The sequence below is a fragment of the Bradyrhizobium sp. UFLA05-109 genome, from assembly GCF_054185165.1.
The window spans coordinates 13,167-26,857 of sequence record NZ_JBBIAR010000082.1 but is presented as its reverse complement, the minus strand read 5'-3'; the positions used below and the strand labels follow the sequence as shown (position 1 = coordinate 26,857).

Here is a 13,691-nt window from a genome sequence, read left to right as displayed (position 1 = left end):
CGGCAAGCGACCGGCTAAAGGGCTTCACGGGCTGATCGCCGCGGGAGACCGAGCTGTGGAATTACAATTATTTCACCGAGATGAACCCAATCTGCAACCTCCGTTCAGGCCCCGGTTCAGGATCGCGGGCCTAAGGTCGGGGCCATCGAGACGCGTTCTGCCTTTCAAGAGGCGTTTCGGCGGCCATTCCATCGACGCGCAGGCCCGCGCCGGCAGTTTTGAGGAGATCACATGTTGAGGAAACTTTCGCTTGCTGCAGTCGCCGCGGTCGCGCTGGGTGCCGCGCTGGCTCCGACCTCTGCCTCCGCCCACTGGCATGGCGGCTGGGGTGGCTGGCATGGCGGCTGGCACGGTTACGGCTGGGGCGCACCGCGCTTCTATGTCGGCGGCCCCGTCTCCTACGGCTATGGCGGGTGCTATGTGCGCCAGCTGGTCCCGACCCCCTGGGGACCCCGCTGGCGGCTGGTGAACCGCTGCTACTGAGCCCGTCAGCACCTTCCAAGAGAACGAACCAAGAGAACGACCAGAAGAAGCCCCGGCGTCCCCCGCCGCCGGGGCTTTTGCCTTGGGTAGCACATCGCCGCTTTCATACAGTCTTTACTAGAATGGAAGGCGGCCCCCATGGGGGCCCGAAACTATTTCGCGGTCAGTGACTTGGTAAGGTGTCCTTGCTTCTTACGATGGAACCCGTGATGCCTCGGCAATCCGCCAATGACAGCGAACAGATGGACCGGCGGACCAGCCGATCGATCTGCGACGCCATCGGCGAACGGCTCCAGCAGAGCCTTCGGCCCGAGCCGCGGCTTCCGACATATCTCGAGCACCTCGTGAACGAGCTGCGCAAGCGGGATCGCGACGGCGATCCCAACAACTAGATCCCGAGAACTAGATCCCAGAATTAGGGGCAACAACGGGGTTGCGTTTGCCGCGCGCTGCGGTGACAAGGCCGCATGCTCACCATCACCGACCTTTCGATCCGCCTCGCCGGACGCCTCCTGATCGACCAGAGCTCCGTGCAGATCACGCCCGGTTCGCGCGTCGGTCTTGTCGGGCGCAATGGCACCGGCAAGTCGACACTGTTCAAGGTCATCCGCGGCGAGCTCGCCGCCGAGCATGGCGCGGTCGCGCTGCCGCCGCGCTGGCACATCGGCAGCCTCGCGCAGGAAGCGCCCGACGGCCCGGAAAGCCTGATCGAGGTCGTGCTCAAGGCCGATCTCGAGCGCGACGCGCTGCTGCGCGAGGCCGAAACCGCGCACGACCCGCATCGCATCGCGGAGATCCAGACCCGCCTCGTCGACATCGATGCGCATTCGGCCCCTGCCCGCGCGGCTGCGATCCTCTCGGGCCTCGGCTTCTCCGCCGCGAACCAGTTGCGCGCCTGCTCGGAGTTCTCCGGCGGTTGGCGGATGCGCGTGGCCCTCGCCGCGACGCTGTTTGCAGCGCCCGACCTGCTGCTGCTCGACGAGCCCACCAACTATCTCGACCTCGAAGGCACGCTGTGGCTGGAGGATCACCTCGCCCACTATCCGCGCACCGTGATCGTGATCAGCCACGACCGCGACCTGCTGGAAAGCTCGGTCGACCAGATCCTGCATCTGGACCGCGGCAAGCTCACTCTCTATCGCGGCACCTATTCGTCGTTCGAGGAGCAGCGCGCCGCCCGCGAACTGCTCGACGCAAAACAGGTCAAGCGCCAGGAGGCCGAGCGCGAGCGCCTGCAAGCCTTCGTCGACCGCTTCAAGGCCAAAGCCTCAAAGGCCCGCCAGGCCCAGTCGCGCGTCAAAATGCTGGAGCGGCTGAAGCCGATCACGGCCCTGGTGACACAGGACGTGCACGAGATCAGCTTCCCGCCGCCGGAGAAGACGCTGTCGCCGCCGATCATCGCCGTCGACAACGTCTCGGTCGGCTATGATCCGACGACACCCGTGCTGAGCCGCGTCACCTTGCGCATCGACAATGACGACCGCATCGCGCTGCTCGGCGCCAACGGCAACGGCAAGTCGACGCTGGTGAAACTGCTCGCAGGCAAGCTCGCGCCGTTCTCCGGCAGGGTCACGCGCGCCGACAAACTGTCGATCGCCTATTTCGCGCAGCACCAGCTCGACGAGCTGAACGAGGATGCGTCCGCCTACGACCATGTCCGCAAGCTGATGGGCGATGCGCCAGAGGCCAAGGTGCGGGCGCGCGCCGGCGCGATCGGCTTTTCCGGCAAGGCGGCCGACACCAAGGCCGGCAAGCTGTCGGGCGGCGAGAAGGCGCGGCTGCTGCTGGGCTTAGCGACCTTCTTCGGTCCCAACATGATCATCCTGGACGAGCCGACCAACCATCTCGACATCGACAGCCGCGCTGCGCTTGCGGAAGCGATCAACGACTTTCCCGGCGCCGTCATCATGGTCTCGCACGACCGCTATCTGATCGAGGCCTGCGCCGAGCGGCTCTGGCTGGTCGCCGACCGCACGGTGACCAACTACGACGGCGACCTCGACGACTACCGGCGTGTGGTGCTGTCGGCGGCAAGCGCGGACAATGACCCGCGCGAGCGCAGCGCGCCAGCCGAGAAACCGCAGCGCGCACGATCGGACAATCGCGGCCCTCTCAAGAAGCGCATCGCAGAGGCCGAGGCCGAGATTGCCCGCGTCAGCGAGATCATCGCCAAGATCGACACCGCACTCGCCCTGCCCGACATCTTCACCCGCGATCCCAAGCAGGCCGCACAGCTCTCCAAAGCACGCGCCAACGCCGCCGACGCGCTCGCGCGCGCCGAAGAGCAATGGCTCGAGGCAAGTGCGCAGTATGATGAGGCGGCGGGTTAGAGGCTGCCTGCGGGGGCTGCCGCGGCAGGCTCACATCAAAAACTGAAAAACAACCCCATGCAAAGTAGAGGTGCTATCATACCTTAAGGCGAACGCACTGAGCTTTGGCTACGCCGAAGGGCGGCAATCGCCGCTTCGGCGAAGCCGAGATGGGATTGTCCCAGTGCCCGTGCGCTAGTTTGCATCTTGCGCGGCGCGGTATGCAGCCTCCAGTTTCTGCACATCGTCCGGCGAGAGCTTCGGCTCATCGAGCGCGATGGTCAGCTTGTCGATCTTGCCGGTGAACGCAAACGGGACCTTGTAATCGTAATCATCCACCGGCGTGCCGGTGTCTGCCCCGATGTCAAACGTCTCGTCCCATTGCAGGATCAATGGCACTGTACGATCCATGGCCTGCGTCGCCACCACTTTGCCGTCGACTTTCAGTGCGCCCGTGCCGCCGCGGCCAAGGCCACTCATGTCGTTGAACGCGAGCGTCGCAAAACCCAGACCATCATACTTGAAATCGAACTCGATGGTGTGCTTGCCGGGCGACAGAGCGTCCGGGCTTTCCCAGCGGACCCGTTTGAGGTCAAGCAGATTCCAGACGAATACGGGCTTGCCCTTCAACAGGTACAGACCATACCCGCCGAAACGCCCACCGTTGGTTTGGATCATGCCCTCAGCCCCACCCTGCGGGACGTCGATATCGGCAGTGATGGTATAGGACGTGTTGAGCAGGCTCGGCGCGTCCCCATGGGGAATGCCGGTCACGGTCTCGCCCGAGTAGGTGAAGAGACGCCGGCCGGCCGCCGCGTTGGGTCGCGGAGCAACCAGGCGCGTTGCTACTGAGGCATCAAGCGGCAGCACCTGATACTTGGCAAACTCGGCAAACATCAGGTCGGTCATCTCGCGCACCTTGCCAGGATTGGCGGCGGCGACATCGGTCGATTGCGTCCAATCGTGCCGGACGTCATACAGCTCGAACTTGTAGGCGCTCGCGGGATCCAGGATTGCCTTTCCTACCAGTTCCCACGGTGCGCGAAGCGGAACGGCGCTGAGCATCCAGCCGTCATTGTACAGCCCCTGCACGCCGAACATCTCGAAATACTGGGTGTGATGCCGCGACGGCGCGTCTGCGTTGGCCTTGTCGAACGTGTAAGCCATACTCACGCCCTCGATCGGCTTCTGCGCGATGCCATCGACCATGACCGGCGCGGGAATGCCGGTCGCTTCCAGCAGCGTCGGCACGATGTCGATCACGTGACCGAACTGATTGCGGATGCCGCCCTTGTCAGTGATATGCCCCGGCCAGGAGATCGCCACGCCGTTGCGCGTGCCTCCAAAGAAGGATGGGATCTGTTTCGTCCACTTGAACGGGGTATCAAACGCCCAAGTCCAACCAACGGCCATGTGTGCATAGGTCTGGTCGGACCCCCAGACGTCGTACCATTTCATCTGATCGGCTACGGGCACTTGGACACCGTTGAACGACATGACCTCGCTCGGTGTGCCGAGGGGCGTTCCTTCGGCAGAAGCGCCGTTGTCGCCGCTGATGAAGATGATGAGCGTGTTGTCGAGCTTGCCCATGTCCTCCACGGCCTGGATGACGCGGCCGATTTCATGGTCGGTGTAAGCGAGATAGGCCCCATAGACGTCCGCTTGCCGGATGAAAAGCTTCTTCTCATCATCACCCAGCGCGTCCCACTTCTTGAGCAAATTGTCGGGCCACGGTGTCAGCTTGGCATCCTGCGGGATGACGCCGAGCCTCTTCTGGTTGGCAAAAATCTCGTCACGCAGCGCATTCCAGCCTTTATCGAAAAGGTGCATATCGCTGATTTTCTTGATCCACTCCGGCGTGGGCTGGTGTGGCGCGTGCGTGCCTCCTGGGCAGTAATAGACGAAGAATGGCAGGGACGGGTTGATATCATTCAACTGGGCTAGCCAGTGAATGGCATCATCCGCCATCGCGGTGGTCAGGTTCCAGCCTGGATGACCGACATTAGGGGAAATCGCGGTGGTGTTGCGGAACAGGTTTGGCTGCCACTGGCTGGTATCGCCACCGACGAAGCCATAGAAATACTCAAAACCCATGCCGCTCGGCCATTGGTCAAATGGACCCGCTTGGCTCGCGGTCCAGTCGGGCGTGTTGTGGTTCTTGCCGAACCACGACGTGCGATAACCGTTTTCCTGGAGTATCCGGCCGATCGTCGAAGTATCCTTCTTGATGATGCTGTCGTAGCCGGGGAAACCGGTGGACTGCTCCGTGACCACGCCGAAGCCGGCTGAGTGATGGTTGCGACCTGTGATGAGCGCCGCGCGCGTTGGCGAGCACAGTGCCGTTGTGTGAACGTTGGTGTAACGCAGCCCGTTGGCGGCGACGCGGTCGAGCGTCGGCGTCGGAATAACACCGCCGAAGGTCGACGGCGCTCCAAAGCCAACGTCATCGGTCAGGATCAAGAGAACGTTCGGCGCGCCCTTGGGTGGCACTACACGCGCGGGCCACGCTGGTTTCGATTGCGCCGCGTTGAGACCGATCTCGCCTTCGAACCGCTGTGGCGGTGGCGGAAGGTAGCGACCGTCGATCGTTGTGGTGGCAGCGGGCGAACCTGCAGTATCCGGGGTCTGTTGCGCTGCGGCCGGCACAGTCGTGAACACGCACACTATCGCGGTCGAGAGTAACAGCGCCGATATTTTCATGACCATCTCCCTTGCTGCTACGCCTGCATCAGGGATGCAGATGGCGCTATCGCAACTGCTCTACCTTGGCTGCCATGTCGGGATATCGCGCGATCCTGTAGGTCGCGTTTTGGCATTTCAGAACCCATACCTCATGATCCGGGCCTGACCGCTTGGCGTCTCGCGTGGCGCGGAGCGCCCTGTCGCAAGCCATCCCTTGGCTGCGGATTTGGGCAGCAAGCATGTCCTTGGGCGTCTCGCCAGCGGCCCAGGCCGCGGATAGCCAACGCTCACCGCCCGACAGCACGCCGACGACGACAAGGAAAGTTAGGAATAGCAGATATCGAGACTTACTCACGACACGCCTCCCGTCCCATAAGACGCCGCCTTTGATGGCATTATCGAAGGCTTGAGTTCTCGGAATCGGATCCACCGCCTGGGCGTAAAAGGCTGGAACTTGGACACTGGTGACAGCGTGTCTCACGTTAGCTTTGATCTAGATCAATGGTGATCCGCGTGCGGTCGAAGTGTAAAAGCGTCCAACGAATCGCGGGGCGCGCTCGTCAGCAAAGTCGGTTGAGCGGATAAGACGTCATGCGAGCTCACGGAGCAATGCCTCGGCTCTTTTCAGGTCGAGCGTTTCGAAGCCTCGCTAAACAACCATAAGCTGGAGCGAGCACTTCGCGAGCGGCATCCTGCTGACCTTGATCGCGCAAGAGCGTCGCGAAGCTCGTTGCAGCACGCAATTCCCACGACTTTGCCCGTTGCTCTCGCGCGACGACGCGTGCCCTATCGAAATGTGCTTTCGCCTTCATCGGGACGGTCTGAGAGCGCCAGATTTCCGACTCAAGAGGTCATGAGCTCATCTGCACGCGCGGCACGCGGCACTTTTGACTTAGATCAAATGCGACGAGGAAGACCGCTAAGTCCCTCCTTGGCCGCGACAAATTGGTGTGTGGCACGAACTGCACATCTCAACGCCCGCGGTAGTCGATAGTTTTCCTGGATCGACGAAAGCCAAGGTTTCTCGATGTGCTGGGCCAAGATTCTCGGTCTCTCGCGCCTGCGTGCCTCAATGAGGCGCCACAGAACGACGAGACTCCTCTTGTGCGGCTTGCTGGGCCTTGGATCGCCAAGCCACGCGGACGAGGCGGCGAAGCACATTCTGATCCTGCATTCGTACAATTATACATTTCCAGCTACGTCCATGGCTTCGGATGGAGCGCGAGGCCGTCTTCTGGAGCGTTCGCCGCAGAAGATCGAGCTCGACGCCGAATATCTCGACCTCGCACGTTTTGCCGAGCCGGGTCACGAGTCCCTGATGGCCGACTTTCTTCGGGACAGATACATACAGCGGCGGCCCGACGTCGTGATGCTCATCGGCGGCGATGCCCTCCCCTTCGTCATAAAGCACCGGGACGATTTCGCTCCTCATGTTCCCGTTGTTTTTCTCGGCGTCTCGCAGCAGGGCTACTCCGCTGCAAAGCCGCCGTCTGACGTGACCGGCCACATTGTCGACCTCGACGCGAATCTGAATGGGACCATCGCTCTGGCCGAGCGTCTCCAACCGGACGCGCGTCGCCTCTTCATCATCGCAGGAAGCGGGCTTGTCGACCGCCGATGGCAACCGATCGCTCGAAGGGTAGTCGAGGCGCGAGATCACAAGGTTGAGACAACCTATCTGTTCGATCTACGCTACGATGAAGTCATCGCCAAGGTCGCCCAGATCCCTGGCGACGCGATCGTCATTCTCCTTTCGATGTTTCGCGACGGCGGCGGGAGGGCACTGATGCCATCCGAGGTCGCCGCCCAGCTCATCAAGTCTTCGTCGGCCCCGATTTATGCACCCTATCCCTATCCGGTGAGAGGCTTTGTCGGCGGGTTCAGCGAGAGCTACGAAGCAATGGGCCGCACCGCTGGCGACATCGCGCTCGAAATTCTTGCGGGCAAGGCCCCGGACACGATTCCCCCACGAACCAGCGCCGAAGCGGCCTATCGCGTGGACTATCAGGCCATGCAGCGTTGGGGCCTGAGCGAAAGCAATCTTCCGCCGGGCTCGGTGGTTCTCTTCAAGGAACCCGGCGTTTGGGAGCTCTATCATCGCTACATCATCGGAGCCGGCTCCCTCATCGTCCTCCAGTCGCTCCTCATAGCCGCCCTCATCGTGCAGCGGTCGCGTCGCTGGGCGGCGGAGCAGGACAATCGCTCGAAGGAGAACGCGCTGCGAACCAGCTACGAGCAGCTGCGGTACCTTGCCGGCCGGCTGATTCATGCGCAAGACGAAGAGCGTCGGCGAATTGCACGAGAATTGCACGATGATGTCGGCCAGCGCGTCGCCTCACTGTCAATCGGATTGAGCAGTCTGAGACGCCACCTCCCGAGCTCGCAAGAGCCGACCAAAGCCGAACTGACACGGCTACAGCGGCTGACAGTCGATCTGGCGGAAGATATGCGCGACCTCTCGCATGGTCTGCATCAAGGCGTGCTCGAACATGCCGGCTTGCCAGAAGCGTTGCGCGAACGCTGCGAAGAGATCGCCCGTGGCTCGAACACATCCATCGATCTCGATGTAGCCGAAGGCTGCACAGAGGTAAGGGACGACGTCAAGCTGTGCTTGTACAGGGTTGCGCAGGAAGCACTGCGCAACATCGCGAAGCATGCCCATGCCCGTACCGGGCGTATTTCGGTCGCCCGCGAGGACGGTCAAATCGTGATGAAGATTGCCGACGACGGGGACGGTTTCGACGCTGACGCCTCCGGCAGCCAGTGCGGTCTCGGGCTCCTGAGCATGCGCGAGCGTGTGAGGATGCTGGGCGGCACGTTCGAGATCAAGTCGGCACCGAAGGCAGGCACCGTTGCCACCATTTGCATTCCAGCCGGAGGATCGCATTGAAACCGCGCGTGATTCTCGCAGACGACCATGTGATGGTCGCGGAAGGGCTGGGCCGGTTGGTCAGCGAAGTCGCCGACCTCGTTGCGCAAGTCGGAGACGGAAAACAGCTCGTCGAGGCCGTGCGGCGATTGAAACCCGACATCGTCGTGTCCGATGTCACCATGCCAGTCATGAGCGGACTGGAGGCTCTTCGCCAGCTCAAGGCAGGAGGGTCGCAGACCCGCTTCATTTTCCTGACGGTTCATACCGAACCGCAGCTCGCGACGCAGGCGATACGCGACGGCGCATGCGGTTACCTTCTCAAGGCAGCCGCCGGAGAGGAATTGCTCGACGCGATCCGAGCGGTGATGGCCGACCGTATCTATCTGACGCCACACATCACCAAGGACGTGCTGCAGACGATGTCACGCTCCGCCGATGGCGGTGGGCTCTCGCTCTCCTCACGCCAGCTGGAAGTGCTGCGGCTGATCGCGCAGGGCAAGCGCATGAAAGAAATCGCGGCCCAGCTTGGGATTTCCGTGAGGACAGTGGAAGATCACAAGAGCCAGCTGCTTGCCGCACTCGGCGTCAAGAGCACCGCCGATTTGGTAAGATTTGCCATCAAACAAAGGCTCATTCCCGAGTGAGATGACCGGGAAATCCGGATCGACCACCCCGTGATTTCCACATCCCCCGCCTCGGCTTTCCCCGATGTGTCCGTCTGACTGAACGCGTAGCCTCGCGCGCACTCAAGCCGATTGCCACAAGCCGAGACGAACATGCGGCAAGTACGTGTCATCTTGGCAGAGGATCATCCCGACATGGCTCGACACCTGCAAGCTTTGCTCGATTTTCGATATGCCATCGACATCGTTCCAAACGGGCAGGCCCTGATCGCGGCCGTGAAGCTCGATATTCCCGATCTCATCATCAGCGATGTCGCAATGCCGGGCATCAGCGGATTGGCAGCGGCGCGCCGCATTCTGGAGCTGCATCCGCAGATTCCAATCATTTTCGCGACCGTTCTGGATGAGCCGGCCATCATCAGGCGAGCGCTCGCCGAAGGCGCGCGCGGCTACGTCGTGAAATCCGATGCGGGCGACGAGTTGGCCGATGCGGTCGAAACGGTTCTCGCAGGCGGCCAATACATTTCGTCTTCGGCGCGTGCCGTGCTTGGCGGCGGGCTGAAAAGTGACTGAGAGCAAAAGACATCCAAGCCGACAAAAGAGGGCTGCCGATAAGGCGGTGGAGCAGACCGAGAGGCACGGCGAATGATCAATCCCCTTTTGCAGGGGGCGCGACTCCGTGGTCTCGCGGGGATGACCGCGCACGAACCCCGTTGCCCGTCACCGGAGCCGGCACTTCGAGATGCGAGCACAACGCCGATGCTGACGACTGACCACAAGGGCATGATCTTTATGCCGGGTGGCACGTACAGGATGGGTTCGAACCGGCACTATCCGGAGGAAGCTCCTGTGCACCGCGTCGCAATCGATCCGTTCTGGATCGATTGTACGCCGGTTACGAATCGTCAGTTCAAGGCGTTTGCTGAAGCGACGGGCCACGTCACGTTTGCTGAAATCCCGACCGATCCGAAGGACTATCCGGGCGCATTGCCCCATATGCTCTATGCCGGCTCGCTGGTTTTTGTGCCTCCCCCGCGACCGGTTGACCTCCACGACTGGAGCCAATGGTGGACCTTCATGAAAGGTGCCGATTGGCGCCACCCTTACGGTCCGAAGAGCAGTATCGCCAATCTCGACGATCATCCTGTGGTGCACGTCGCCTACTCCGATGCGCTCGCTTATGCGCAATGGGCCGGCAAAGACCTACCAACGGAGGCTGAATGGGAATTCGCTGCGCGAGGGGGCCTGGATGGCGCGGAGTTCGCCTGGGGCGACGAGCTCACGCCGGGGGGCAAGCACATGGCCAACACCTGGCAGGGCAGCTTCCCGCATCAGAACCGCTGCGATGATGGCTTCGCATTCACCTCGCCGGTGATCGCTTTCCCGCCCAACGCCTATGGCCTCTACGACATGATCGGCAATGTCTGGGAGTGGACCGGCGACTGGTACACACCAAGGCACGAAGCCGATGCGCCGAAGGCCTGTTGCATTCCAGAGAACCCACGCGGTGGGTGTCAACAGCAGAGCTACGATCCCTGCCAGCCCAATATCAAGATTCCACGGAAGGTGTTGAAAGGCGGCTCGCACTTGTGCGCGCCGAACTACTGCCGCCGCTATCGCCCGGCCGCTCGCCACGCTGAGCCGGTCGATACCTCCACGACCCATGTCGGATTTCGTTGTGTCATCCGCGAAAGGAGCGAAGCATGAGTGCGAATAGCGATCAAGACGCAATCAAAATGAAGGATGCCCCCCTGAATCGACGCCGCATTCTGCTGGGTAGCACCGCGCTTGCAGCGACCTCCGCGCTTGCAGCTGCCGGGCGGATCCAGGTGGGCGAGGCACAAGCGCAACAACCCGCCCCGTCCGGACAGCGGCCGAATATCCTCATCATCTGGGGTGACGATGTCGGATTAGCCAACGTCAGCGCCTATTCGTTCGGCCTGATGGGATATAGGACGCCGAACATCGACCGTATCGCCCATGAAGGCTTGATGTTCACCGACTACTACGCCGAACAGAGCTGCACCGCGGGACGCGCATCGTTTATCACGGGCCAGTCCGGTCTGCGCACCGGAATGACCAAGGTTGGCCTGCCCGGCGCAGCCCTCGGCCTGCGTTCCGAGGATATCACCATTGCCGTGGCGCTCAAACCGATGGGCTACGCCACCGGCCAGTTTGGCAAGAACCACCTCGGCGATCGCAACGAATTCCTGCCAACGATGCACGGCTTCGATGAATTCTTCGGCAACCTCTATCATCTCAACGCCGAAGAAGAGCCCGAGCGCGAGGACTATCCGAAGGACCCCTCGTTCAAGGCCAAATTCGGGCCGCGCGGCGTGCTCAAATGCAAGGCCACCGATCGCGACGACCCAACCATCGATCCGCGGTTCGGCAAGGTCGGCACGCAGACCATCGAGGACACTGGCCCGCTTTCCAAGAAACGAATGGAAACGGTCGACGACGAGACGACCAACGCCGCGATCGACTTCATCAAGCGGCAGGTACAGGCCAACAAACCGTTCTTCTGCTGGTGGAATGCCACGCGCATGCATCTCTACACGCATGTGCGGCCGGAATACAGGGGACGCAGCGGTCTGAGTGAATACATCGACGGTATGCTCGAACACGACGGGGACGTCGGGAGCCTGCTCAACACACTGGACGATCTCGGCATCGCCAACAATACCATCGTGATCTATGGGACGGACAACGGCGTACACATGAACTCGTGGCCCGACGGCGGGATGACGCCGTTCCGCAGTGAGAAGAACACCAATTGGGAAGGCGCCTACCGCGTTCCTGCGATGATCCGCTGGCCAGGCCGCATCAAGCCGGGACAGGTCAGCAACGAAATCTTCGCCGCACTCGACTGGTTCCCGACGTTGCTAGCCGCGGCCGGCGAGCCTGACATAAAGAGCAAGTTGCTGACCGGCTACGGCTCGATGGGCAAGACGTTCAAGGTCCATCTCGACGGCTACAATCAGTTGCCATTCCTCACTGGCCAGCAGGACAAATCCGAGCGCAAGGAGTTCTTCTATATCAACGACGACGCCGAGCTCGTGGCGATACGCTATCAGAACTGGAAGGTCGTGTTCTGCGAACAGAAGACGCCCGGTACCCTCGATCTTTGGGGAGAACCTTTTGTCTGCCGGCGGTTGCCCAAGCTGTTCAACTTGCGAACGGATCCCTACGAGCGCGCGGATATCACCTCAAATACCTACTACGACTGGACGATGCAGCGGGCATTCCTGTTTGTCCCGGCGCAAGCGTTCGTGGCGCAGTTTGTCGCGACATTCAAAGACTTCCCGCCACGGCAAAAGCCGTCAAGCTTCAGCGTCGATCAGATCATGAGTCAGTTGGAGAGTGCGCACGGCGGTTGAAAGCCGCAAAACAGAGCGCCGACCCGCGTTAGGCCGGCCGGCGCTCCCACGGGAATCCGGTCGACGGGAGATCGCCATGACCGCCAGCGTGCAGCAAGCGACCCGGCGCAGCACGCAGCAGCGGCCTACACCAGAAATGGATGCGAGCTCCTGGCCATCAGCGAGAGCAAGCTCAAGCGGAAGCTCGAGGAAGCTGATCCCTTGCTCCGATACTGGGGCGACTATCTGCAGCGTTCTTTCCCGGTACCTAAGGGAGAGCCGGCCGCTTCTGATAGCCACCGCAAATCATCAGGTAATCCGCGAAAATCAAGACTTCATCGGCCGCGGGTCGAGGTTCAACCGCCTCACCGATGCTCAATGCGCCGATTCCATCGAAGCCATTGCAGAGTACCGCGCGCATGTATTCCTCCGCCTTCCGCGGTCCAGCCTCCGGCAGCCGCGGCTCTCTATGTCCTTCCAAGCTGTACCTGCCGATCAACGACGATCCAGATGGCACGGCCGACTGCGAGCAGGTTCTCCTCTTCACCGAACAGCGCAGCTTCGGCGATGAGACGGCGCCCCTCGCTGCCAATTTTCCAGGACGTCACCACGCATCGCTCGCCCGGACGTGGTCGGCCGTCGATGCGCACGGAAAGGCGCCCGAGCAGAATCGGCAAGACGCCGAAGTTCCCGGTTTCGGAGTCGCACTGGGATACGTAGCCGGTCGGACAATCCAGTGCAGACCACACGAACTCGGGCGCAACCAGGCCATCGGCGGCGGTGAGAGAAGCGTCGGGCGTCCAGGGTACAGCAAAGGCCCCGCCGCCGTCTTGTCGGGCCAGTGGTCCGGCGAAAAGCCTCAGCCCGTCGCCCGGCGCCCGGTCGGGCCCGCAAACGAAGCACATCGGCAGAAAATGCTCGTGCGGCTTGACCGGAGTTCGTTTCTCAGCCTCTACCGCCTCGGCGTAGGTCGCCCTCTCAAGGCGGCTGACGTCCAGCGTTACGGCCCGGCCGATCGCTATTGTCGCTGTGCCCTGGCGAAGCTCCCATGCCCCCGTCTCGACCTCAACACAATCAAGCTTTGTCTCCAAGGGCGGTGGAGCGCGCAATGTTACTTCCGCGGCACCGGCGATTTGGCGCGCCAGCATCCCACAGACATAGCCGCCGTTGCCGGAATTCGGCGGACCACGAAAGCGACGCGGGATCGTCATCGTCTGCATGGCATCCCCACTTTCCCGGACCGCGCCCTCCCCCTCGGACACAGGCTATTATCCCAGACGTAGGTCCATGAAGGCCGGCCGAAGGTTCAAATCTCCCCGGTTGTCCATCCCATGACCGGCGTCGGTTCGTCTACGACCTGCCG

12 protein-coding genes are annotated in these 13,691 nt (G+C 61.9%); 8 read left to right on the top strand and 4 right to left on the bottom strand.

The annotated features are described in order from the left end of the window. Window positions 1–231: 231 nt before the first annotated feature. From Q3C01_RS38685 to Q3C01_RS38675, 3 genes are all read left to right on the top strand, one after another. The gene (locus Q3C01_RS38685) at window positions 232–483 is read left to right on the top strand and encodes a sulfur globule protein precursor (protein ID WP_458150558.1); all 252 of its coding nucleotides are present in this window, start codon (window positions 232–234) and stop codon (window positions 481–483) included. A gap of 209 nt (window positions 484–692) precedes the next feature. Beyond that, window positions 693–875: a hypothetical protein gene (locus Q3C01_RS38680; protein WP_458150557.1), complete on the top strand. Its 183-nt coding sequence runs from the start codon at window positions 693–695 to the stop codon at window positions 873–875. A gap of 75 nt (window positions 876–950) precedes the next feature. Further along, entirely contained in the window at window positions 951–2,813 is a 1,863-nt protein-coding gene (locus Q3C01_RS38675; protein WP_458150556.1) for an ABC-F family ATP-binding cassette domain-containing protein, read from the top strand. Between the two features lie 174 nt (window positions 2,814–2,987). On the opposite strand, the gene Q3C01_RS38670 is transcribed toward Q3C01_RS38675, so the two are convergent. Both Q3C01_RS38670 and Q3C01_RS38665 read right to left on the bottom strand, forming a co-directional pair. Next, window positions 2,988–5,492, bottom strand: coding sequence for an arylsulfatase (locus Q3C01_RS38670; RefSeq protein ID WP_458150555.1), 2,505 nt, complete (start codon window positions 5,490–5,492; stop codon window positions 2,988–2,990). A gap of 46 nt (window positions 5,493–5,538) precedes the next feature. Continuing rightward, a complete protein-coding gene (locus tag Q3C01_RS38665) occupies window positions 5,539–5,829 on the bottom strand; it encodes a hypothetical protein (protein ID WP_458150554.1) in 291 nt (96 codons plus the stop codon). A gap of 963 nt (window positions 5,830–6,792) precedes the next feature. Between Q3C01_RS38665 and Q3C01_RS38660 the strand changes: the two genes are divergently transcribed. The 5 genes from Q3C01_RS38660 to Q3C01_RS38640 all read left to right on the top strand — a co-directional run bounded on the left by Q3C01_RS38660 (window position 6,793) and on the right by Q3C01_RS38640 (window position 12,349). Next, window positions 6,793–8,364, top strand: a complete 1,572-nt coding sequence (locus Q3C01_RS38660) for a sensor histidine kinase (RefSeq protein ID WP_458150553.1) — start codon at window positions 6,793–6,795, stop codon at window positions 8,362–8,364. Window positions 8,365–8,372: 8 nt separating this feature from the next. Continuing rightward, complete coding sequence (locus Q3C01_RS38655) at window positions 8,373–8,990, top strand: response regulator transcription factor (protein WP_458150573.1); 618 nt, start codon at window positions 8,373–8,375, stop codon at window positions 8,988–8,990. 132 nt (window positions 8,991–9,122) lie between these two features. Then, window positions 9,123–9,542 (top strand): response regulator, encoded by a 420-nt coding sequence (locus Q3C01_RS38650; protein ID WP_458150552.1) that lies wholly within the window; start codon window positions 9,123–9,125, stop codon window positions 9,540–9,542. A 186-nt stretch (window positions 9,543–9,728) separates the two neighbouring features. Further along, a complete protein-coding gene (locus tag Q3C01_RS38645) occupies window positions 9,729–10,676 on the top strand; it encodes a formylglycine-generating enzyme family protein (RefSeq protein ID WP_458150551.1) in 948 nt (315 codons plus the stop codon). A 29-nt stretch (window positions 10,677–10,705) separates the two neighbouring features. Next, the gene (locus Q3C01_RS38640) at window positions 10,706–12,349 is read left to right on the top strand and encodes an arylsulfatase (protein WP_458150550.1); all 1,644 of its coding nucleotides are present in this window, start codon (window positions 10,706–10,708) and stop codon (window positions 12,347–12,349) included. A gap of 247 nt (window positions 12,350–12,596) precedes the next feature. On the opposite strand, the gene Q3C01_RS38635 is transcribed toward Q3C01_RS38640, so the two are convergent. Continuing rightward, window positions 12,597–12,749: a hypothetical protein gene (locus Q3C01_RS38635; protein ID WP_458150549.1), complete on the bottom strand. Its 153-nt coding sequence runs from the start codon at window positions 12,747–12,749 to the stop codon at window positions 12,597–12,599. A gap of 46 nt (window positions 12,750–12,795) precedes the next feature. Continuing rightward, window positions 12,796–13,548 (bottom strand): hotdog family protein, encoded by a 753-nt coding sequence (locus tag Q3C01_RS38630; RefSeq protein ID WP_458150548.1) that lies wholly within the window; start codon window positions 13,546–13,548, stop codon window positions 12,796–12,798. Between the last annotated feature and the right edge of the window lie 143 nt (window positions 13,549–13,691).